9 protein-coding genes and 3 pseudogenes are annotated in these 25,031 nt (G+C 52.0%); 1 reads left to right on the plus strand and 11 read right to left on the minus strand.

The window, feature by feature from the left end:
* Positions 1-118: 118 nt before the first annotated feature.
* From MKY24_RS23355 to MKY24_RS23405, 11 genes and pseudogenes are all read right to left on the minus strand, one after another.
* The gene (locus MKY24_RS23355; RefSeq protein WP_339200986.1) at positions 119-15,085 is read right to left on the minus strand and encodes an amino acid adenylation domain-containing protein; all 14,967 of its coding nucleotides are present in this window, start codon (positions 15,083-15,085) and stop codon (positions 119-121) included.
* 679 nt (positions 15,086-15,764) lie between these two features.
* Positions 15,765-15,965, minus strand: a pseudogene (locus tag MKY24_RS23360) (diaminobutyrate--2-oxoglutarate transaminase); the annotation flags it as partial.
* 418 nt (positions 15,966-16,383) lie between these two features.
* Complete coding sequence (locus MKY24_RS23365) at positions 16,384-16,524, minus strand: hypothetical protein (RefSeq protein WP_339200987.1); 141 nt, start codon at positions 16,522-16,524, stop codon at positions 16,384-16,386.
* Positions 16,525-16,544: 20 nt separating this feature from the next.
* Positions 16,545-16,994: a group II intron maturase-specific domain-containing protein gene (locus tag MKY24_RS23370; RefSeq protein ID WP_023990471.1), complete on the minus strand. Its 450-nt coding sequence runs from the start codon at positions 16,992-16,994 to the stop codon at positions 16,545-16,547.
* Positions 16,995-17,510: 516 nt separating this feature from the next.
* Positions 17,511-17,831 carry a hypothetical protein gene (locus tag MKY24_RS23375; RefSeq protein WP_339200989.1) on the minus strand — a complete coding sequence of 107 codons (321 nt, stop codon included), beginning with the start codon at positions 17,829-17,831 and terminating at the stop codon, positions 17,511-17,513.
* Positions 17,832-18,314: 483 nt separating this feature from the next.
* Positions 18,315-18,662 (minus strand): helix-turn-helix transcriptional regulator, encoded by a 348-nt coding sequence (locus tag MKY24_RS23380; protein WP_023990474.1) that lies wholly within the window; start codon positions 18,660-18,662, stop codon positions 18,315-18,317.
* Between the two features lie 573 nt (positions 18,663-19,235).
* On the minus strand, positions 19,236-19,442 hold the full coding sequence (locus tag MKY24_RS23385; RefSeq protein WP_053326171.1) for a hypothetical protein: 207 nt from the start codon (positions 19,440-19,442) through the stop codon (positions 19,236-19,238).
* 314 nt (positions 19,443-19,756) lie between these two features.
* A pseudogene (locus MKY24_RS23390) lies at positions 19,757-19,846 on the minus strand (DNA-binding response regulator); the annotation flags it as partial.
* Positions 19,847-19,908: 62 nt separating this feature from the next.
* Positions 19,909-21,213 (minus strand): annotated as a pseudogene (locus MKY24_RS23395) (histidine kinase); the annotation flags it as partial.
* 124 nt (positions 21,214-21,337) lie between these two features.
* The gene (locus MKY24_RS23400) at positions 21,338-21,919 is read right to left on the minus strand and encodes a TetR/AcrR family transcriptional regulator (RefSeq protein ID WP_023990477.1); all 582 of its coding nucleotides are present in this window, start codon (positions 21,917-21,919) and stop codon (positions 21,338-21,340) included.
* A 92-nt stretch (positions 21,920-22,011) separates the two neighbouring features.
* Positions 22,012-23,022 carry a fumarylacetoacetate hydrolase family protein gene (locus tag MKY24_RS23405; RefSeq protein WP_023990478.1) on the minus strand — a complete coding sequence of 337 codons (1,011 nt, stop codon included), beginning with the start codon at positions 23,020-23,022 and terminating at the stop codon, positions 22,012-22,014.
* A gap of 165 nt (positions 23,023-23,187) precedes the next feature.
* Here MKY24_RS23405 and MKY24_RS23410 point away from each other — a divergent pair, with 165 nt between their 5' ends.
* Positions 23,188-24,210 carry an MBL fold metallo-hydrolase gene (locus MKY24_RS23410; protein ID WP_023990479.1) on the plus strand — a complete coding sequence of 341 codons (1,023 nt, stop codon included), beginning with the start codon at positions 23,188-23,190 and terminating at the stop codon, positions 24,208-24,210.
* Positions 24,211-25,031 lie beyond the last annotated feature (821 nt).

Here is a 25,031-nt window from a genome sequence, read left to right on the forward strand (position 1 = left end):
TGGCGCAGGTCCGAAAAAGCTTGCTTTCGGCCTGCGCGTTTACGGGCTTGGACGTTGTTCGCCGTCTTCCTTGGGATGCGCGCCGCTTTCGTTTGACGGCGGAGGCGCGCTTGTAGGATTAGAACGCGAATTCGATCGTATCGACGGCACTCTTTGCGCCTGCCGCCGGTTTATGACATTCAATCCTGCTTAGCTCAAGTTGTGGATTTTCCGCAATTTGAGACAGTACCCGCAGGTAATCCTCGGTCAAGGTGCGGATCATCGCTTCTTTGAACAGCTTGGTGGCGTAGAAGAAGCCTCCGCTCAGCGCCCCGTTGTTTTCATACATAAATAGCGTCAGATCGAACTTCGCTTCTTCCAAATGGTCAAGCTCGTAAGTCTTCAGGCTGACCCCTTCCAGCTCGGCGTCTCGTTCTTCGATATTTTGCAAGTCGAAAACGGCATCGAACAGCGGGAAGCGGCCCGGCTCCCGCTTCACATTCAAACGCTCCACGAGCTCCTCGAATGGATAATCCTGGTTCTCGAAAGCACCCAAAGCCGTTTCCTTCACTTCTTCCAGGTAGGACAAGAACGTTTTGTCGTCCGACGGACGATTGCGGATCGCCAGCGTATTGACAAACATCCCGATGACCGCTTCCAAATCGGCGTTCGTTCTTCCCGCCACCGGGGTGCCCACGACCAAGTCCTCCTGCCCGCTGTACTTGGACAGCAGCACGGTATAAGCCGCAAGCAGCACCATGAACAGCGTGCTTTCACGCTCGGCCGCCAATTCGCGCAGCCGCGCAGAGAGAGAAGCTTCGACGTCGAACTCCAGATGCGCGCCTTCGTAGCTGCGAGCCGCAGACCGTTCGTAGTCCATCGGCAGGTCCGCCGTCGGCAGCTCGCCTTCGAAGGTTTGCAGCCAGTACGCTTCCTGCCGCCCGATCCGCTCTCGGTGGGCCTTCGACTGCTGCCAAACGGCATAATCCTTGTATTGAATGCGCAGTGGCGGCAGTTCTTCCCCGGCGTAGAAACTTGAGAACTCATCGATCACAATCGCCATCGATACGCCGTCGGACACCATATGGTGCATGTCGAAAAGGAGAATATGCAGGTTCGACTCCAGCTCGATGACCCCGGCTCGCAGCAGCGGCGGCTTGCCGAGATCAAACGGACGAACGAAGCTGCGGACGATCTGCTCGATTTGAGCCGCATCTTCTTTATCCGCTTGATGATGCTCGATAGCAAAATCGACCTGCGGGTAAATCCGCTGAACCGCTTCGCCCTTCACGATTTCAAAACCGGTGCGCAGCGATTCATGCCGTGTTATCAATTTCCGCAAGGCGGCTTCCAACCGGTCTAAATCAAACTCGCCTTCCACCTGCACCAGCTCCGGCATGTTGTAAAGCTGATCCGCTCCATCCAGCGTGTGCTGAATGAACAGCCGTTTCTGGGCGGAGGACAGAGGGTAGTACTCTCTCTCCTCAGCTTGAGGAATGGCCTCATGCTCCCGCCGTTCCATCCGGGCGATCGCCTCGGCCATCGCCGCAATCGTCGAGTGACGGAATACGTCGCGCAGCGGCAGGTTGACGTTTAATTCCTTAAATACCTTGCCCGCCAGCGTTGTCGCTCGCAGGGAGTGGCCGCCGATGTCGAAGAAGTTGTCGTGAACGCCAATCTCCTTCGCAAGCCCCAGCACCTCCTGCCAAATCGCCGCCAGCTTCGTTTCCAGCTCATTGCGCGGTGCGACGTACTCCGTTCCGCTTCCCGCTTCCCCTTCCGGCGCCGGCAGCGCCTTCCGGTTAATCTTTCCGTTCGGCGTCAGAGGCAGGCGCTCCATCTCCACGAAGTACGACGGGATCATGTAGCCCGGCAGCTCCTGCGCCAGCGCGCTGCGCAAATCGTTCACCGCCAGCTCCGCTCCGGTATCCGGCGTGTAATACGCGCATAGCGCCTTCTGCCCGTTCGCGTCACTTCGAACCAGCACCACCGCTTCGCGCACGCCTTCCACCCGCAGCAGCTGCGACTCGATCTCGCCCGTCTCAATCCGGTAGCCCCGGATTTTCGCCTGGTTGTCGATCCGGCCGATGAAGTCCACGTTGCCGTCCTCCATCCACCGCGCCAAGTCTCCTGTGCGGTACAGCCGCTCGCCCGCGGCGAACGGGCTGTCTACGAACTTCTCTTCCGTCAGCTCCGGACGGTTCAAGTACCCGCGCGCCACCCCGACTCCGCCGATGACCAGCTCGCCCAGCACCCCGACCGGCACCGGGTTCAGATACGCGTCCACGATGTAGAATTTCGCATTCAGCCACGCTTTGCCGATCGGCACATGGCCTGTCTGCGGCAGCTTCGTCAGCGGCTCGTCGTAGAAGCTTGAGTCGATCGCCGCTTCCGTCACGCCGTATGCGTTGATGATCCGGAACAACGAGCCGAAGCGTTCCTGCAAGGTCCGGTAATCCGCCACGCTGCAGCTGTCCGAGCTCGTGATCAACAGCTCCACCCGGCTCATGTCCAGTTGCTGCTCGTGCACGTACTCCAGGAACGGCACGATCAGCGCCGGCGTCGATTCGAAGATTGTGACCCGCTCCCGCTCAATCCAGTAGTGCAGACGAGACGGATCGATCCGATCGTCCTTCGGCACAATCACCATCGTGCCTCCGTTATACAGCGTCCGCGCGATATCTCCCACGAACACGTCAAACGAGAAGCTTGCGAGCTGCAGCAGCCGCACCGGGAACTGGTCCAACCGGTATTCCCGCCGGTAGCCCGCCGCCGTGTTCACCAGGCTGCGGTGCTCGATCATCACGCCCTTCGGCTTGCCCGTCGTTCCCGACGTGTAGATCACGTACGCCAGGTCCTCTGGACGACATTCGTGCAAGTGATCATCCGCTTCCAGCGGCGCATTCGCCCGCTCGTCGCTGTACGACGCTTCGTCGTCGAGGTACAGCACCGCCGCCAGCGCCAGCTCCTCTTCGCCGAGCCAGGCTTCGGCACGCTCTCGCAGCGGCGTTTGCGTCAGCAGCACCTTCGCTCCGCTGTCTTCAAGCATGAACCGCACGCGGTCCGCCGGATAATCCGGGTCGAGCGGCACATACGCACCGCCCGCTTTCCAGACGGCCAGCACGGCCACCAGCAAGTCCACCGAACGCTCGGCGAGAATGCCGACGATCGTCTCCCGGCCGATGCCGCTTGCGCGCAGCGTGCCCGCCAAGCGGTTCGCCCGCTCGTTCAGCTCCGCATACGTAAGCCGGTCGTTCTCGTACACGACGGCCTCCGCTTCCGGCGTGCGCTCCGCCTGTTCCTCGAACAGCCAGTGGAACGCGGCCGCAGGAGCCGCTTCCGGCTGCGCCGGGTTAAACGCGCCGAGAATTTGTTCTTTTTCCTCTGCCGTCAGCAAGTTCAGCTCGGCGATCTTCGCATCCGGACGGCTTACGATCGTTACGAGCAGCTGCTCGTAATGTTTCGCCAGCCGTTCGATCGTCTCCCTTTTGTAGAGAGCCGTCGCATATTCGAAGCTGTAATCCAAGCCGCCGTTCTCCTCGCCCACATCCAAGCTGATATCAAACTTCGCGGTATCCAGTGCGCTCGGATAAGGAATCAGGCGAAGCCCTTCCAGCTCAAATTCCTCGTTCTCCGTATTCTGCATTGTAAACAGCGTGTCGAAGAGCGGATTGCGGCTTAAATCACGGGTGACTTGCACCTTGTCCACCAATTCTTCGAACGGATAGTTTTGATGCTCGAAGGCGTGGAGGGTCGTTTCTTTGACTTCGTTCAGGTATGACAGGAATGTCTTCTCCGAAGCCGGATAACTGCGGATAGCCAGCGTGTTTAAGAAAATCCCGATCAACGGCTGCACATCCCCATGATTCCTTCCGGCAATCGGCGTACCGACGATCACGTCTTCCTGACCTGAATATTTATGCAGAAGGACGTTATACGCCGCAAGCAGCACCATAAACAGCGTTGTGCCCGTTTCCGAGGCCAGCTGCTTCAGGCCGTCGGTTTTCGAAGCGTCGAAGAAAAACTCCAGCGTTTGGCCTTCGTAGCTCTGCACGGCCGGACGCGGATAGTCCGTCGGCATTTCCAGCACCGGAAGCTCGCCTTGGAACATGTCCAGCCAGTACGCCTCCTGACGCTGAAGCCGTTCCTTCTGCTCCTGCGAATGCTGCCAAACGGTGTAGTCTTTGTACTGAACGCGCAGAGGCTCCAATTGCTCGCCGCCGTACAAGCGGACGAATTCTTCAACAAAGATTTCCATCGAGACGCCGTCGGAAATAATATGATGCATGTCGTACATTAGAATATGGCGTTCCGGAGCCAGCTCGATAAGGCCTACCCTCAGCAGCGGAGGCTTCGCCAAGTCAAACGAACGGACGAAACGGCGAACCGTCTCTTCGGCCTCTTGCTCATCCACTCGATAGAACTCCACAGCAAAATTCACGTCATGGTATAACCGCTGCGATGCTTCGCCATCCACCATTTCGAACCCGGTGCGCAGCATTTCATGCCGCGCCACGAGCTTACGGAACGCTTCTTCGAACCTTGTCCGATCCAAAGCACCCTCCAGCAGCATCGCTTCCGGCATGTTGTAGCTAAGCTCCGCGCCTTCCAGTTGATTCAGGATAAAGAGACGTTTTTGAGCAAAAGATTGCGGGTACACCTCCCGGTCATCCGCCACCGGAATGGCAACGAATGTCTGCTCATCCAGCCGGGAAATGGCGGATGCCATGCTCTCGATCATGGAATGGCGGAACACGTCACGCAGCGGCAGATCCACGTTCAACTCTTTATGAATCTTGCTGACCAGCGTCGTCGCCCGCAGGGAGTGGCCGCCGATGTCGAAGAAGTTGTCGTGAATGCCAATCTCCTTCGCAAGCCCCAGCACCTCCTGCCAAATCGCCGCCAGCTTCGTTTCCAGCTCATTGCGCGGTGCGACGTACTCCGTTCCGCTTCCCGCTTCCCCTTCCGGCGCCGGCAGCGCCTTCCGGTCAATCTTTCCGTTCGGCGTCAGAGGCAGGCGCTCCAGCTCCACGAAGTACGACGGGATCATGTAGCCCGGCAGCTCCTGCGCCAGCGCGCTGCGCAAATCGTTCACCGCCAGCTCCGCTCCGGCATCCGGCGTGTAATACGCGCATAGCGCCTTCTGCCCGTTCGCGTCACTTCGAACCAGCACCACCGCTTCGCGCACACCTTCCACCCGCAGCAGCTGCGACTCGATCTCGCCCGTCTCGATCCGGTAGCCCCGGATTTTCGCCTGGTTGTCGATCCGGCCGATGAAGTCCACGTTGCCGTCCTCCATCCACCGCGCCAAGTCTCCCGTGCGGTACAGCCGCTCGCCCGCGGCGAACGGGCTGTCTACGAACTTCTCTTCTGTCAGCTCCGGACGGTTCAAGTACCCGCGCGCCACTCCGACTCCGCCGATGACCAGCTCGCCCAGCACCCCGACCGGCACCGGGTTCAGATGCGCGTCCACGATGTAGAATTTCGCATTCAGCCACGCTTTGCCAATCGGCACATGGCCTGTCTGCGGCAGCTTCGCCAGCTCCTCGTCGTAGAAGCTTGAGTCGATCGCCGCTTCCGTCACGCCGTAAGCGTTGATGATCCGGAACAACGAGCCGAAGCGTTCCTGCAAGGTCCGGTAATCCGCCACGCTGCAGCTGTCCGAGCTCGTGATTAACAGCTCCATCCAGCTCATATCCAGCCGCTGCTCGTGCACGTACTGCAGGAACGGCACGATCAGCGCCGGTGTCGATTCGAAGATCGTCACTTGTTGCTGGCTGATCCAGTAGTGCAGACGAGACGGATCGATCCGGTCGTCCTTCGGCACAATCACCATCGTGCCTCCGTTGTACAGCGTCCGCGCGATATCTCCCACGAACACGTCGAACGAGAAGCTTGCCAGCTGCAGCAGCCGCACCGGGAACTGATCCAACCGGTATTCCCGCCGATAGCCCGCCGCCGTGTTCACCAGGCTGAGGTGCTCGATCATCACGCCCTTCGGCTTGCCCGTCGTTCCCGACGTATAGATCACGTACGCCAGGTCCTCCGGACGGGCTTCATGGAAGCTGTCGGTGCCAACATTCTGATGGCTCTCATCGCCGTCGTCCACAGCATCCGTCAGCTTGCCGGAGACCATGCCGGAGACAATCGGCGCATTCGCCCGCTCCTCGCTGTACGACGCTTCGTCGTCCAGGTACAGCACCGCCGCCAGCGCCAGCTCCTCTTCGCCGAGCCAGGCTTCGGCACGCTCTCGCAGCGGCGTTTGCGTCAGCAGTACCTTCGCTCCGCTGTCTTCAAGCATGAACCGCACGCGGTCCGCCGGATAATCCGGATCGAGCGGCACATACGCCCCGCCCGCTTTCCAGACGGCCAGCACAGCCACCAGCAAGTTCACCGAACGCTCGGCGAGAATGCCGACGATCGTCTCCCGGCCGATGCCGCTTGCGCGCAGCGTGGCCGCCAAGCGGTTCGCCCGCTCGTTCAGCTCCGCATACGTCAGCCGCTCGTTCTCGTACACGACGGCCGCCTCTTCCGGCGTGCGCTCCGCCTGTTCCTCGAACAGCCGGTGGAACGCTGCCACAGGAGCCGCTTCCGGCTGCGCCGGGTTAAACGCGCCGAGAATTTGCTCTTTTTCCTCTGCCGTCAACAAGTTCAGCTCGGCAATCTTCGCATCCGGACAGCTTACGATCGCCGCAAGCAAATGTCCGAAATGAGTCGACAGCCGCCGGATCGTGCTTTCTTTATAAAGAGCCGTTGCGAATTCAAAACTGCACTCCAGGCCGCCGTTTTCTTCCGTAACATCCACACTCAGGTCGAACTTGGCCGTGCCGTATTCGCTAGGGTACGGGGACAATTTCAGCCCTTCCAGCTCAAACTCTTTATCCTCCAAGTTTTGTAGGGAGAACATCGTGTCAAACAGCGGGTTGCGGCTCAAATCCCGGCTGACCTGCACTTTATCAACGAGCTCTTCGAACGGATAATTCTGATGCTCGTAAGCGCCTAAGGTCGTTTCTTTCACTTCTTCCAGATACGACAGGAAGGTCTTCTCCGAAGCCGGATAATTGCGGAGCGCCAGCGTATTGACGAACATTCCGATCAAAGGCTGCGTGTCTCCGTGCGTTCTGCCCGCAATCGACGTTCCGACGATCAAATCGTCCTGACCTGTGTATTTATGCAAAAGCACGGTATATGCCGCAAGCAGCACCATATACAGCGTCGTTCCTCTTTGAGCGGCCAGCTGCTTCAAGCCTTCGTTCGTTGCCTCGTCCACGAAGGACGTCAGCGTTTGTCCCTCAAAGCTCTGCACGGCAGGACGCGGATAGTCCGTCGGCATTTCCAGAACCGGCAGCTCGCCCCGGTAACGGTCCAGCCAGTAAGCTTCCTCGCGTTTCAACTGCACTTTTTGCTCGTCCGACTGCTGCCATACCGCATAGTCCTTGTATTGAATGTGCAAAGGCTCTAATGACTCGCCGCCGTACAGACGAACGAGTTCCTCGACTAACACGTCCATCGAAACCCCGTCGGAGACGATATGGTGCATGTCGAACATCAGCAAATAACGTTCGGCTGCCAGCTCTACGAGCTCCGCCCGCAGCAGCGGAGGCTTCGCCAAGTCGAAAGGCCGGATGAAGTCCTGCACGACTTCAGGCGCTTCTTCCTCGCTCGCATGACGGTACTCGACGGCAAAGTCGACGCTCTCGTAAATGCGCTGTATTGCTTCGCCTTGTACGATCTCAAAGCCGGTTCGCAGTGTTTCGTGCCGTGCGATCAGTCCGCGGAAAGCCTTCTCCAGCAGGCTCCGGTCAATCGATCCTTCCAGCAGCAGCACGCCCGGCATGTTGTAGCTCTGATCGGCCCCTTCCAGCTGATTCAGGATAAACAACCGCTTCTGAGCTGAGGAAAGCGGATAATATGCTCTTGCGCCTGCCAGCGGAATCGACGAGAACGACTGCTCTCCGATCCGGGAGATGGCAAGAGCCATCTCTTCGATCGTCGAGTAGCGGAATACGTCGCGCAGAGGCAGCTCAACGTTCATTTCCTTCTGAATCTTGCTGACAAGGTTCGTCGCCCGCAAGGAGTGGCCTCCGAGCTCGAAGAAATTGTCCAGGACTCCAATACCGGAGTAACCCAGCACTTCCTCCCAGATCTTCACAAGCTCGGACTCCGTCCGGTTACGCGGTGCTACATATTCGACGCCCGTCTGCAAGCTGCCTTGGGGCTCCGGCAGCGCTTTGCGGTCTACTTTGCCGTTGGCCGTCAGCGGCATGCGCTCCAGCTGCACGAAGTACGACGGGATCATGTACCCCGGCATTCCCTGGGCCAGTGAGGTTCTCATTTCGCTGACCGTCAGTGTCCGGTCCGCCACAAAGTAGGCGACAAGCGCCTTCTCGCCCCCGCCGTCCTGACGGGCAAGCACCACCGCTTCTTCCACGCCCTCGACGTTCAGCAGCTGCGTCTCGATTTCGTCCAGTTCGATCCGGTAACCGCGGATTTTGACCTGGTGATCGATTCGGCCCAGGTATTCGATGTTGCCGTCCGGCAGCCAAGCCGCCAAGTCGCCCGAGCGGTACAGTTTCTCCCCCTCCGCAAACGGGGAATCGACGAACTTCTCCGCCGTCAGATCCGGACGGTTCAGGTATCCTCTCGCAAGGCCTTCCCCGGCCACGTACATTTCGCCCGCTACGCCGATCGGCACTGGGCGGCGGTTTTCATCCAGGACGTACACCCTCAGCGTCGGGATCGGCTTGCCGATATTGCTCTTCGCCGCCTCCATTTCGACCCACGTTATTTCCTTATACGTCACGTGAACCGTCGTCTCGGTAATGCCGTACATATTGATCAGCTTCGTCTCCGGGTACTTCGTCTTGAAGCCCTTGAGCAGCAGCGGACTCAGCGCTTCGCCCCCGAAGATGACGTTGCGAATCCGCAGATCGTACGGATGGTCCGCCAAGACCTCACGCAGCAGCTGGTAGAAGTATGTTGGCGTCTGGTTCAAAATCGTGACCTGTTCGCGGCCCAGCAGCGCCAGGAAATCAGCCGGATTTTTCGCCGTCAGCGGCGGTACGATGACCAGCTTGCCTCCGTACAGCAGCGCTCCGTACATTTCCCAGACGGAGAAATCGAAGCAGAACGAGTGGAACAGCGTCCACGTGTCGGACGGCCCGAAGTCGAACAGGTTCTTGTCGTTGAACAGGAGCCGCACGACGTTCTTATGCTCGATCAGCGTTCCTTTCGGTCTGCCGGTCGTTCCCGACGTGTAGATGACATATGCCAGGTTATCCGGCCCGGAAATCGGCTCCAGGTTCGAAGCGTCCAGCGCACCTTCGGAGCCCGCCCCTCTGTCCCTCCAAACGAAATCATCCAATTCGAGGCGCGTTCCTGCGAAGTCAGTCTTCTCGTGCAGATGCTTTTGAATCAGCAATAACGGCGCGCCCGAATCCTCGATCATGAAGCGGATGCGCTCCTCCGGGTAGTCGGGATCGACAGGCACGTAGGCTCCGCCCGCTTTGAGAATCGCCAGAATGCCGACGACCATATCGAGCGAGCGTTCGGCCAGAATCGCTACCAGCTGGTCCGCTTCTACTCCCGTCTCCCGCAGCTTCCGCGCAAGGCGGTTGGATCGCTCGTTCAGCTCGCGGTAAGTCAGCTGCCGCTCGTTCATGACAGCGGCCACGTTGTCCGGGTAAAGCTCCGCCTGCTCTTCGAACAATTGAACGAGCGTCTTCCCGCGCGGAAATTCCGTGGTGGTGTCGTTAAAACGTCCGAGAAGGTCGGCCTTTTCCGCCTCCGTCACAAGTTCCAGCTCGCCCACTGTAATTTCCGGGTTATCCGTCACCTGCTCCAGCAGATGGACGAGATGCCCCTTGAGCCGCTCGATGCTGTCTTTATCGAACACTTCGGCGTTAAAGTCGAACCGAATTTCGATCTCGGCTCCCGGCACCACGGTCACGTTGAAGTTATAGTTCGTCTGCTCCTCCATCTGAACGTCAGCGATCGTCAGGTCGCCGTGTTGCTGGTCGCCCGCCTGCTCCATCTGCTCGTCCACCGGATAGTTCTCGAAAGCGATGATATGGTTGATCAGGTTCTGCTTTTGCACGCTGCGGGCTTGAATTTCATACAGCGGATAGTAATCATATCGCCCGGACTCCAGCGCACGCTCTTGGAGTTTCGCCATCATATCAGCGAACACGGTGCCCGCTTCGCTCGTGACGCGGACAGGCACCGTATTGATGAACAGCCCGATCATGGACTCGATGCCCGGGATTTCCACCGGTCTTCCGGCCACGACGCTGCCGAATACGGCATCGTTTGTTCCGTTATATTTTTGCAGCATCACGCCCCAAGCGGCTTGCAACAGCGTATTGACCGTAACCAGGCGATCTTTCGCCACCCGATCCATCCGCTCGCTCAACTCCTTGCCCAGCTCGGCGGTGACGTGATCAGCCGTAAATCTGCCGTTCAGCGCCGGTTCCTTTTGTCCCGGGAGTACAGTTTGCCCTTCATAACCTGACAGGAATGCCGTCCAATAGCCGGATGCCGCCTGATCGTCCTGTTTCTCCAACCATTCGATATAGGCGCCATAATCCGATCCCTTATCTCCCGCTGGCTGCTTGCCGGATGCCAAGGTCGAGTACGTCTCAAACAGCTCCTGCGTCAGCTGCGCCAGGCACCAGCCGTCCATCAAAATATGCTGGAAACTCCACAGCACATGATAGCTTTGCTCTTCGGTGCGCAGGATCGTAACCCGAACGAGCGCGTCATGTTCCAGGTCGAAGCCGCGAAGCTTGTCATCCTCGGCCTTTTTATCCAAATACGCTTGTTTCTCGTCCACCTGCAAATGAAGCAGCTCTTCATATTCAAAGCCGACCGGCTTGTCGCGGTATATGATTTGCAGCGGCTCGCCCGCCGGTCCTTTCACAAAATTCGCCCGCAGCACCAGATGACGTTTCGCAAGCTCCATCCAGCTCCTCTCGAAAAGCTGGACGTCGAGCGCTCCCCGCATCGTAAACCGCGTCTGCTCGAAGTAAGCGGCAGTTTGCCGGTCAAGCGCGCTGTGGAACCACATGCCCTTCTGCATCGGCGTAAGCGAGTAAATATTTTCGATTTCCCCGAGATGGCCCGAGCGCTGGGCGATTTGCTCCAATTCCGCGATGGTCAAGCCTTTAAATTGCACGTCGCTCGGCGTCAATTCGGTGTTTTCTTTGCCTGCGCAGTGGGTAATGAGCTCTCGGAGACTTTGCTCAAGCCGCTGAGCGAAGGCTTCCATCGTTTCCTTGCGATACTGCTTCCGGCTGTAGCTGAGATCGAGCGATAAAGTGCCGTCCAGCACCATGCCGTTGATATCCAGCACAAAGCTGCGGGCCTGCCGGTCGCTGGCCGGGCTGCCGCTGGAATAAGAAGATATGCCGATCTCGTCCTGATTGACATCATCGTCGAACTGGCCGAGGTAGTTAAAATTAATTTCCGGCTCTGCGCCCCAAACAAAGCCATCCTCCGATTTGGAGAGATAGCGGCATACGCCGTACCCAAGCCCCTTGTTCGGAATGCGGCGCAAGCTTTCCTTGACCTGTTTAATCTGATAGGCCAAATCCCGGTCGGTTTCTGGCTCCAGGACGACCGGAAACTTGGTCGTAAACCAGCCGACTGTGCGCGTGATGTCGATATCCGTTCCGATCGATTCGCGTCCGTGTCCTTCGAGATTGATCCGCACCCGTTCGTGTCCCGTCCACTTGCGAACGGCTATGCCGAGCGCCGTTACCAAAATATCGTTCATTTCGGTGTTGTAGGCCCGGTGAACCCGCTTCAGCAGCAGCTCCGTTTCTTCGGGAGTCAAACGGACGAACAGCGATTCGCTGTCCTGCTGCGTCGTAACGTCCGCCTCCAGATCCTTCGGCACGGCCGGAACCGCAATTTGTTCCACGGCCTGCCAATAGGCCCGTTCCTTCGCCATCTCCGGGCTTTGCGCGTAAGCGGCTAACTGCTCGGACCAAGTGCGGTACGCATCCGTTTTCGCCGAGAAACGAATTTCCTCGCTTTTGCCGGCCTGCTCGTAACCCAGAGCGAAATCCTCCATCAAAATGCGCCAAGACACGCCGTCCACCACGGCATGATGAACCGCGAGCAGCAAATGATCGCCGTCCGCGCACCGGAACAGTCCCGCCTTCACGAGGGGCCCGTTCTCCAGATCGATGCCCGCTTGAATGTCCGTTGCCTTCGCTTCCACAGCCTGCGCGGTATTCTCCGCATCCTTGAAGTCGAACACGTCCAGCGTGAACAGCCCGCCGTCCTGAATCGCGCGGTTCCGCGCGCTAAACCCTTGTTCCGTCTTGCGGAACACCATCCGCAAGGCGTCATGATGCTCGGCCAGCTTTTGCAGCACCTGACGCACCGTCTCTTCGTCGAAGCGTTCCTTCCGGTACAGCATCACCGACTGGTTGAAATGATGCGGGTCCGCAAAGGAGCTCTCGAAAAACCAATGCTGAATCGGCGTCAGCGCCGTTTCACCCGTTATTTCGCCCTGATCAATGGTACGTCCGATCGGTTTCACATGCAGGCTGAGCTGTGAAATAGTCGGATATTTGAACAAATCCCGGATTTCCAGCTTGTAGCCGGCTTGATGAAGCCGCGAAGATACTTGAATGGACTTGATCGAGTCTCCGCCCAGCTCGAAGAAATGATCCGTTACCCCAACGCGATCGGCGTTCAATACCGCCTGCCACACATCGGCAAGCGTCCGCTCGGCTTCATTGCGGGGAGCTACGTACGCGCCGCCGGTCAGCGCGTTTCCTTCCGGAGCGGGCAAAGCCTTGCGGTCGATTTTGTCGTTCGGCGTGAGCGGCATCTGCGGAAGCTGAACAAAATGCGCCGGAATCATGTAATTCGGCAATTTTTGCGCCAGCGCGCTTCTTAGCTCGCCGAGCGTAAGCGGGCGCCCCGCGACCAGGTAAGCGCACAGTTCTTGCCCGCTTTTGCCTTCCCGCGCGATTACGATCGTCTCCTGCACGGAGTCGATCTTCAGAAGCTGCTCTTCAATCTCGCCGATCTCGATCCGGAATCCACGGATTTTCACCTGATGGTCGATCCGACCCAAGTACTCAATATTTCCGTCCGGCAGCCAGCGGGCGAGATCTCCCGTCCGGTAAAGGCGTTCTCCCGGCGCAAACGGATGTTCCACGAACTTCTCTGCCGTCAGCTCCGGATGGTTCAGGTAACCTCTCGCAAGCCCCACGCCTGCCACGCACAGCTCGCCGTCCACTCCCGGAGGCACAAGCTGCAGGTGGGCATCCAAAATAAAAATCCGGTGATTGGCCAGCGGGCGCCCGATCGGAATGACTCTGCCCTCCGGCTGCTCCTCATCCGCATCCCAAAGTGTCGTAACAATCGAAGCTTCGGTAGGGCCGTAAGCATTGAAATAGTGGACCTTGCGTTTCCACTGCTGCACGAATTCGGCCGATACCGCCGAGCCTCCCGTTACGAGCTTCGTTAAGCTGGGAAGGCGGTCCGGGTTCAAATAAGCACTGTACGTCGGAGGCAAAATCGCCGCCGTAATCGCATGCTCGTTCATATAACTCTCGAACAGGCGGTTGTCGAGAATCGTCTCGGCCGTCGGGATGTACAAAGCCGCGCCAAAATAGAGCGCTTTGAACACTTCCCAGCAGGACGCGTCGAACGACAGGCTGGCGAATTGAACGATCCGGTCATGCTCCGTGATGCCCAGCCTGTCCGCGAACATCAGCTTCAAGCTGACCAAACCGCGATGCTCCAGCATGACCCCTTTGGGATTGCCCGTCGTACCTGACGTATAGATGACATAAGCCAGATCGTTCGGACCGCTGGCCGGCTCCAGGTTCGAGCCATCGTCGCTGTAGGCCTGCTCGTCATCCAGCGCCACCACAGTCCCTTCGAACGGCACCTGCTGCAGCAGGTGCCGTTGAGTCAGCAGCAGCTGCGCATTCGAGTTCTCCAGAATGTAGCGGATGCGTTCTTCCGGGTATTCCGGGTCGATCGGCACGTAGGCACCGCCAGCTTTCAGAACCGCCAGAATGCCAACGACCGTCTCCAGCGATCTCCTGACCATCAAGCCTACCAGCTGATTGGGCAGCACGCCGACCGATCGCAACGTCCGCGCCAGCCGGTTCGCCCGTTCGTTCAGCTCCGCGTACGAAAGCCGCCGCCCCTCAAAGACAACCGCCGTCGCTTCGGGCACCCGCTTCGCCTGCTCCTCCACGAGCTGATGAATCGTCCGATCACGGGGATAGTCCTTCTCGGTATCGTTAAAGCTTTGCAGCAATTGAAATTTCTCGTCTTCCGACAGCATGTCCGCCCGCACGATGTCCATCTCCAACTCGTGAAGCCCCACGGCCAGCAGGCGATTCAGATGGCCGACGACCCGAGTCATAAACTCGGAGTCATATAAGTGCTCGTTATATGACAGCGCTAGCTGTATCGTCCCGTCGGTTAAGCTGAATTCAAAGGAACAATCCGTGACCACATTTTGCCCGATTTCGTCCAGATGCAGCTCCTTAAGGGATACTAGCGTATGGATGACGGGTATACCGTCTGCATATTGCAGGTCCAGCTTCTCCGTCATTTTCAAGAACGGAATATGTTGATGCTGAATCGCTCTCGGCAAGGAAGTCCTCAGCTCGCTCAGAAGCGTTTTAAAAGTCGCACCCGCCGAAAGCGAGTTTTTCAAAATGACCGTATGATTAACGGATCGACGCGTCTCCGTCGGTTTCCGTACAACCGGCATGCCGACCAGAATGTCAGAAGCGCCTGTGTATTTATGCAAGAGTGACTGAACACCGGCGAGCAAAATCATAAAAGCGGCCAGCGGAGCGCCCTTGCTCATTTGAAGGACGCGCTGCGCCGCTTTTTCCGAAAGCGAACCGCCTACGGTTTTCATAATGGGCGCCAGGGAGCTTGGAGCTTTGCTGTAAGGCAGCGGCGTCAAGGTATAATCGTCGCTACCGAATTTTTCGTTCCAAAACAACATTTCTTTTTCAAAAGCCATCTGGATCGTTCCCCTCTCTTCATCGGTAAAAGCAATCCGGCGGAGCATATGCCGCAGCAACGCTTCAGCCTCGCTCCCCGCCTTTTCAAACATGTGACAACAATGTCAATGGCTTTCGCCAGGTCACCGCTTCGCTTGCCCGTTTGATCGCATGCGGCAATCCTCTGCCTAGCAGCTGTCCCGCTCGGCTCCCATGCGTGAAAGACAACAAAGAGCATCGTTCTACGCAAGAGATGCAGCTGCTTCCGGCTCCTCTGCTTCAATATGCTTGCTGCGGACGAGCCGCCCGAAGACGGGCTTTGGTTTAACATTGGGTTCGGAATTAGATTTGGGGGTGGACAAGGGATGTTCCACCCATCGATGTTAGGCTTGCTGTAGGGTTCCGGCCGGCCAGCAGGAAGTCGACCGTACCTCCGGATTCGGCACCGGAGCTGCCTTTGTCGAAGCCTATGTTTAAGGGATATTGATACACTCTATGTACGATTTTAGTATTCCCCCGCCTGGTGTGAATAAGTAAAGATCTGGCTGCGGGGTAGTGAGCTTTTCCTGACGATTAGATGTGACAATGGTGCTGCATGAGGCTCAAAGAATGCTCCGTATGGCATAAACGGGACAGCCCTTGGATCGGCGGTGAATTCCATGCTGCCTGACGGTACCGCAGGCAGCATGGGGAGAAAATCTTCCAATGGGATGAAAACGTTATCTTAACATCAGGGCCGCACGACCCCCAGAAGGCACTTCCGTGCCTCTTGCCGGGGCGTCCACCTGCTTTCGTTACCAGCAAATCCTGGGTCTCCTGAGAGATCACCTGCTGCATACTGGACTTGATAATGTCGCAGCCGGCGACCAGATGCTCCATCGAGACGGTCAGCGGAGGCATGATCTTCAGCACGCAGTCTCCTCTGCCGGCTCTTTCAATGATGAGCCCGTTCTCGAGGCTGATCTCCGTCATCCGCTTCGCCTCGGCTTCATCCTTTCTGAACCTTCTGAAGTCATGGAGCAACATATTCTCGGCAGTCATTTTCCACAATTGTCGGTCCCCGCATGCCAGCTTGCTGGGTAGCCAGTGGACTGGTCTCTCGCACACAGCTTGGATAGGTATAAAAACCATCCAATTCTATTTTATATCATAATTGGAAAGGTAACCTAGGTAAAATTATATCAAAATTCCGAAGAATGTATAGTAAAACTTTAGTTAAATTTGGTCAAGGTGTTAATATTTTGCCTAAAAAGAGCGAATGGAGAAGAACGCTGGGAATGGTTTGCCATCAATCGAGGAATTCGACGCGTGTCGACATTCAGGCGGGGTGCCGGCCGATTTGGGAGATCTTCCCTGTATACATTCTCTGCCGGTGCTCCGAATCCTTGCGCTTTGCGATAACTTAACATGATTACCTGACGAATTTCTGGAAGCCTGGCTGGAAACGTGACTGGATGTCTGCTGGATATTCTGCTGAAAATCCGTTGGATACTCGGTTGGAACTGCCCGGCTGGAAGCTGGCCGTAGCGTCCGCCCGGATGGCAGCCGGCATAGTTTTGTATCCCGCCGTCTTCACTGCGCCTCTGCTAGAGTAAAGGGCAGATAAATTCTGCCCCTCCTCATCAAACCGTACGTGAGGTTTTCCCTCATACGCTTCTTGGCATACCATTTTGTGAGTCGCTGAAGGATGTACCAGTCACGTTTAGCCATCTTCCTTTGGCTGTAGGTCGTAACGTAGTAGTTACGCCAACCCTGTATTTTCGGGTTTAAGTATTCCAAATGTTCTTGGAATGATTTGTGACGCATATTCGCAGGGGCTAGTCGTTCCTTCACGACTTCCCTAATTCGCTCCTTTGCCTTACGGCACAGCCATTGTTGGGTCGTATAATATACTTGGCTTTCGGAAGTTTCGGCCTTCGTCTTTCGGTGAAGCATGCCTAGGAAGTCGAAGCCTTCTTCTCCTGTCCATAGTCCGACGATTCGCGTTTTTGTCGGGTGTAACGTTAACTCCAGACGTTCCATTATCGTTCGAATGATCTCGTATGCCCGATCCGCATCCTTCTTGGGGATAAATTGGCGCTTTACGGGTTTCCCATACCCTGGCCTTTACCTTGTTTTATCCATTTTTCTATCGTGGTGGGAATCGGATATGCTTGAGCCATAATGCCCCTCCATTCACCTCGTAGTTTCTTAATGCAAAAAAAGCCCCATTGTAAAAACAAGGTGCCTGACTTTAAGATGTGTGATATATAATTTTTCAAGAGAGATTTCAGTACTAGGCTAGCTTCTTAATAAACTAACTTTCGACAAAAAAGCGTAAATTATAAAGGATGTATATTTAGTGAGATTATACCATGAATTGTGCTTTAAGGAATAAAAAAATAGGTCTTACCATCATAAATATCTTGGTTATCGAGGTTGATATACAATCGCTCAGCACGTAATTTCACATCTTTGGTCTCCGTCGAATTATCTTAGGTTGCTTTCTTTTATTCTCCAATCCCTTTGAAAAATAACACTGCTACAGATAGTGTCGTCTTAGAGGAATCTTAAATTGGGTTGCTTTTTATGAAAAAATTTATGCATCCATTCGTCTTTCTCCAGCTTGGTCAGTATATATTTAGTCGTTATATTTTTTAACTGACGAAACCGATTAATCTCAGATTTTTTAAAGAAACCTTTTGCAGCATACTCCATCAATAACTCGTAATTAATACGCCCAGCACAAACTAAAGAATCCTCACTTAATTGACCAAGTGCATCTTTGACATTAAGCTGCGGACTTGGGATCACTACATTCAAGCTTCCAAAAGGAAGCTCTATTCTTTGAATTTCCTCTTTGCCCCCCCCCCGACTCATGGCTTCGCATGAGCTGTAGAAGGATATACGAGTGTACGCATATACTCCAAGGAGCACTAATATTCAAACCAGGACTCGTAACGAACATCTTATAGACGTCGGTGTGCCCATGGCATCAATTACATCTTGGATGGAAGATCCTATCGTAAATGGAGCGGCCCCCTTCTTCTTTGAGCCAATAGATACTTTCAAATTATGGTTGATATTATTCCACCCAATGATATGATCATTAGAGTCCAATTCCACATGTGATTCCCATAAGTCCATGAGTTTCCGATGACCGATGTCGAAGTTCCCATAACATCAATCACTTTTTGCTTCGGAGACCCTATAGTAAAAAAAAATTGGGACTTTCTTCTTCCAGATTTATATGGATAGCCGTGTGTCCATCTCAATTGGATGGATCATATGTCTAATGTGAACTTAAAACATAACTACTGAAGGCTTTGCAATAATGAGTCCCCTTCACGGCTCCGCGAAAGTTCATTTATCTCTATACCGCTTTAACTTCAAATCAACAATTCCCTCTATTTCCTGTTTATCGCCCAGGTCTAACTTTCGAAATCCTGAGATTAATTTTGATTCAAGATCATCTAACTTAACTTGAAATAATCCACTATAAAAAGTTGCCGCCTCATCAAGTAATAACCAATCTAAATCAATATCGAAATTTAGTTTAAGGGCAATTACGGTTTCTAAGGATGGTTTGTACTTATCTTTTTCCAATTCACTTAATGTACCCTGAGAAATACCAATAGTAGATGAAAAGTCAGTTTGATTAAGCTTATTTAATTTTCTTATACTCTTTATCTTTTCACCCAAAGTCTTCATTGCTCCACCTACCATCCATAAAAATGAAATACATACTTAATTTATAATAGTTATATATATTATATATTCATTTGTATTTTAGATAAAAAAACATTTTTTTCATCGCGACAATAAGCTCTTGATTTCTCATACTGTTTTCAACAGAAACTTGGATTTCTCCTGCTTCAATTACTTAAGATACCAATACAGGAAAGGGTTCAAAGCCCTTTGATTTGTCATGCAACTATACTCGCTCTGATTGAGCCAAAGCAGTCGCCTCCTGAATTTAATAACAAAAGCCCGATGATACTTGCTCATCGGACTTTTGTTAAATACTTACTAAGAAAAGATATTATTGTTATTTTTCGTTAATATTTAGTACACAACTTTATTTTTTAGTACACAATCTTATTGTTTAGTACACAACTTTATTGTCCGAAGACAAATTAGTGTCTATATACAATAAAGTTGAGTTCTGAATAGTGTTGATAAATCAACGTTTTTCGTTATTTCATAATAATAATAAATACAATAAAGTTGAGTTCTCAAATCATATTTAAAGCTTCTCCTTCAATTAAAAAAGTCATTTTATAATTATCCGTTATTACTTAGCCCCTCATCGGATTTTAATTTCAAAAAGTTGGCCACTGAATCAGAGAAATAAATCATATAAATAATGTAGATAAGGGGATTAATCAACGCCTCTTTTCCCCAGAGCGAAGGAAGCACAATATCCTGATCTGACAGCCCAATTTGCGACAACATTTCTTCGCCAAAGCGACTGAGAAATTTTGAATACATTGTTGTTGTATAAAAAGAGTGGGTTTGTTCAACTTTATCTCTATTTAAAAAATAAAACATGTTCTTTCGGATTTTAGTAAAGCGAATGGCTCTTTGCATGTGAAGTAGGAGCCAGTTATTGTGGGCAATGGTAAACAAGTCGTTATTAATATTTGAATGAGTACAATGAAGGGATTGAAAAAACTCGCGCAAATGTTCAATCCTGGTATGTTAAACGTAGCAAGAGGGATGACATAGCTTGGAGACAATTTGTGATTTACCAGCCCCCACATATAGCTTGATTGCGCGCATAAAAACAACCTTCTCCCCACTTTTCAGGTGCCTTGTTCAAGCGCATATCTTGTAAGCTGGACACGATTTTGAAGATACAACTTTTGCAATATAATTTTCAAATGGTTTTTAACCATAGTATAACGAGGTTCCATTTATTTGAATGCAGGCATTCAATGATACTCTTCTCTTATACTTAACCTTGCATAATACTATCAGGAAGAGTATCTCGCTTGATATGAGGATCGTAATTGGCGACCACAAGAATATCCATATGCCGCGCAGTGCGCAGTAACTTTTGGATAATTGTTCCTTCCCGTAAACGTTTCCATATGGGGCTGTCACTCTGACCAATAATGAGTTGGGTAGTATGATATTCATTAGCTCTGGCAAGAAGAACATCTGCAAGCTTATCAGAATGCCCAAGTGGCACAACTTCAAAATGCCCGCCTAGACGCACTACCAGGCTTTCGAGTTTCTCTTTTTTCATCAATTCCTCTTCATTCATCGTATCCGTTGGGTGTACATATGTGACAATCCATTGTACCTTTAGTCGGAATGCAATTCTAAATCCCCGCCGGATTAACCTTTCTGCATTGGAACTCAGCTTGACGCATACGAAAATGACCTCCCGCTTATTCCAGGGTCCACGTAAGGAACTTTTGCGCTCCCATGCTTCCAGACGTTCATCCACATCGTCCGCAATTTCCCGAAGCGCCAGCTCCCTTAAAGCAATTAAATTTCCAATTTTAAAAAAGTTCCCCAGAGTCTGATCTATCTTCTCCCGGGCATATATCTTTCCTTCCTTCATACGGGCTTGTAGAGCCTGCGGTGCCACATCGATCAGCTCGACCTCGTCAGCAAGGCGAAGAATGGAATCCGGGACGGTTTCCCTGAAACGCACCCCTGTAATTTGCTCCACTGCATCATTTAAGCTCTCTAAATGCTGAACGTTAACGGTAGAAATGACAGAAATCCCAGCATTCAAAATTTCCAATACATCTTCATATCGCTTTTTGTTTTTGCTACTGGGAACGTTGGTGTGAGCCAACTCGTCGACAAGTACCAGTTCAGGATTCCGCCGGATGATTGCCCCAGTATCCATTTCTACAAGTTCTGTGCCTGAATATTTGATTTTTGTGCGCTCGATTAATGGCAGTTCTGCAACCTGCTGGATGGTTTCTTTTCGCCCATGCGTTTCCAGCAAACCAATTACAACATCAATGCCCTTTTTAAGAAGATGATTGCCCTCTTGCAGCATAGTGTAGGTTTTGCCAACTCCAGGAGCCGCACCAATAAAGACCTTGAATCTTCCCCTTTTGATTCGTCCAATTTTCTCATCCACTTCCCGTGAATTTAAGCGGTGATATAACGGGTTTTTCTTCCGATTGGTCATTTTGGCTGGCAGAATCCGCTCTCCATGGTGCTCCGCCCGATCAGCAACGATAAAGATATCCATATTTTTGGATTTTTTTAGAATGTCATTGATGACGGAGCCTTGTCAGAAATAATGTCCCGGTTGCAGTATAACGAGCTTTCGAGCATCTTGGTGCATCTTCTTTCAATTGTTCTAGAGTTAAAGCTGCGCAAGCAGTCTTCGGCATATTTAAATAAATCAACAAAGCTTATGACTGAGACAAAATTCCTTTTACAAACAATGAGACACTGTGCTTGTAGAACTCTTCCTCGGTGACGAGTTGGGACTGATATTGCCGGTGAATCAGCTCGCTCATCTGAAATCCGTAGCACATCGAGAGAAAAGACATGGCGGCAAGACGCTCATCCTGTCTGGCTATAACTTTTTTCTTCTGCAAGCGTTCAAAATATTCAACCAGCAAGGAGTGCAGCTTCACCGGCGGATCGGCCAGCACTCTGTCCAATTCGGGAAGCATTCCTTTGTCGCGGATGCCAATCAAAATGATGTCCGCATTTTTATGGAAAAACAAACGGTACTGCTGGCTTACATTCAGCAGATCGACTTCCGGATTATCGGTCGCGTCCTCTTTTAACAGCTTCTCAAATTGCGGGATATCCGCATGTCTTTCAATGATGGCTTCCAATATGCCTTTCTTGCTTCCAAATTGCCGGAAAATCGTAGATTCATTGACTTTAGCTTCCGTTGCAATGGCTTTGGTGCTTACTCCCCGATAGCCCTTCTTTTTGATGAGCCGTGTCGCGGCTTCAATGATTCTGTCTGAAGTTTGCATTGTATTTCTCCTTTTGCATATGTTAAACCTATTCTACTACAAGTTTTGCATGTGCAGCAGGGTCGGGGTTCATCATTTTCATAAACGTTTATTTAAGGCAAATCGCTTCTTTTTTCCCAGCGGCTTGGTTCCGTAATCTTGACATGATCAGGCACAAATTGCGTGAGCGTGCCTAATTTATCAAATGTAATCTGGATTCGGTCAGAGGGCAACAGCCATTGTTCGGTCTCGATTGCGCAGCAATCCGGTATCGTCCCCATTCCTATAATCGTGCCCGGGAGCGGCGTGAAAACTTTGAGAACCTCCTCCATCACTTTTGCAGGGTGTGCAGAATACTCGGATGTGCTTCCCTTCCAGTGCAGTCTCTCCCCGATGCGTACATCCACATCCAGTACCAGCGGGTTGTCGATTTCATCCGGCGTAACCAGAAATGGTCCTATTCCTTTGCTGCGATCAAAATCTTTGCAGCGCGTCGGTCCGGTCAGCGCCTGGAAATCCGGCCACTGCACATCGCGGACAGTACTGTCGTTAAAAATAACATAACCTGCAATGCAGTTCCCCTTCCCTGTAACAAAGGCCAGCTCCGGCTCGATATCCAGGTAGGAAGTGTACGAAGGCCAATGAATCGTATCCCCATCGCCAATTAATGCATTATGGTTACACTTGTAATAACTGAAAGTTACTTTATTCGGATCTTTCTGGAATTTTTCGGTAATATTTCGTTTAAGCTCTTCTCTTTCCGGCCCTGTATATTCTCTTTGCAGCAGATTTGCGCCAGCATTTCTCAGATGTCTTGGCGTCAGCCCAAAATCGATAAGCGCAGCCGGATTCGGAACCGGCGGCAGCAGTTTTACCGCTGCAATCGGGCAGATTTCATGTTCATTGAATTGATGCGACTGTTCGACAGCATATTGCATCAATTCCTTAGCGGCATCATAACTTGCCGGCAAATAATGAAGATAGCTGTCCATACATTCAAGACTGTCAACGAATGTTCCCTGCTTTTTCATGATTGCGGCAAAAGACACGACAAATTTCTCGTTAATTACAAGCCCAAACAAAGGTTCCTGGGATGTCTTGGTTTGAAAGGTTACTAGCTTCATGTTGCAGCGCCTCCATCCATGTAGTGTGATGTTGTTCTGTTACTATCATATAGCACAGAGAAAATGCATGCAAGTACATGCTTGCATTTCTGTTTTCCATTCTCTATAATAAAGACATAGTCAGTATGCCTTACCCCAAAAACATATACGCAAAGGAGAATTTTCATGAAGTATGGACATATTATCCAAAAACCTCGTGTTAAATTTTTTGAAGTTGCAGATGGCGTCTTTGCCGGTATTTCGCCGTATCGCGGCATCAGTTGGGCCAATGCCGGGTTCATCAACAAGGGTGAAGGGCTGGTGTATGACACGTTCTTCGATTTGTTCCATGCGCGGGAAATGCGGGAGGCTTTTATGGAAGTAAGCAACGGCGGCTCTCCCGCATATGTGGTGAACTCGCACTATAACAGCGACCATGCCTGGGGAAACAAAGTGTTTGAAGATGCTTGCATTATTATGCACAAGGAAGCGTCCAGAGAGCGTCTCACCGAAAATATCGCCTGGATGGACAGCGTCATTAGAAGAGGAAAGGATTCTCCGGAATCGACTTCGGGCGAGCGGTTTTTTGCAGCAGAATTTGAAGGATTCGACCTGGAAGGCGTAGAATGGGTGCTCCCGAATATTGAGATAAAGGACGATATCAACATCCGTCTTGGAGATACGGAAGTTATGATTTACAACGTAGCTCCGGCCCACTCTGACAGTGACTTGCTGCTGTGGATGCCAAAAGAAAAAGTGCTGTTCGCCGGCGATGTCGTGTTTAACGGTTGTACGGCATACAGCGAAGAGGGAACCCTCAATTGGGTTAAAGTGCTTGATCGCATTATTGATGAAATTAAACCCGAAATCGTTGTTCCAGGACATGGCGCCATCTGCGGCCTGGACTTCGTGAAGGAGCAGAGAGACTACCTCCTGAATCTGATCAGCGAGTTCAACAAGCATTACAATGGCGAAATTGATTCCTTGTCCCTGACCAAGCAAATTGATATTTCCCGCTTTCTTCATTGGATTCAGCCAGAACGCTTGTATGTTACAGTGGATATCCTATTGAAAAGCAAACGAGGGTTACCACCCCTTCCAATTTGGAACGAGGTGCCTGCTAAGCTGGAAGACATGAAAGCTTTTTTGGCCGGAAAATATGGTAATCAAATCAAGCCATGGGACCCTATGAGTGTTTGGCAAGAATAGCAATTTGAAGCTAGCCTACGAAAAACAAAAAACGGCCCTGTCGCAAACGATGCGAACAGCGGCCGTTCTTTTGAATTGTTCCACGGAAATAAAATCGGCGCTTAGAACCGATTATGAAAAAAATGGAGATGGACTTATGACTTACTAGTAGAACTCTTCTAAAACGATATAACCAAAATTTGATGTTAAGTGTATTTCTCTTCTTTAAAGGGATTCCAAGACTTTTGGCGGTAGCCACCATCACTAACCTGCCCGTTAGCTTAATGACGAATCGTCAGTCTAAGACTTTATTTTCTCAATCTATATCTTTATTTTCTTAGTCTAGAACTTTGTTTTACGGTCTAATACTTTATTTTCTTTTAACATTTTTAAGGCATCTTAATAAGAAGCTTCCGGGAAAGATTAGTACCGAACAATCTTCAGCTTTATAAAATCAATAATTTCATCTCTATCTTCTTTAGTAAGTTCTCGAAACAAAGAAATAAGTTCTAGTTCCTAGGCTTCAATAGCTAAATTAAAAATAGGGTTCTTTGATACAGGCGTATCTCCAAAGATTAACCACTCTATATGGGAATTGAAGTTTTCTTTAATTGCTATAATTATATCAAGAGAGGGTCTATATTTATCTTGCTCTAGTTCACTCAACGTTCCTTGAGAAATTCCAATTGTATTTGCAAACTTTATTTGATTTAAGTTGTTTGTTTTTCTAATAGTTCGAATTCGTTGGCCTATTGTAGACCTAATTGCCCTCCTAAGCTAAAAAGATCCCGATATAATATCATCGGGATCTTTCTTGATGTTTGTAAAATAACTAGTTCCAT

Source organism: Paenibacillus sp. FSL P2-0322, assembly GCF_037975315.1.
GTDB lineage: Bacteria > Bacillota > Bacilli > Paenibacillales > Paenibacillaceae > Paenibacillus > Paenibacillus polymyxa_B.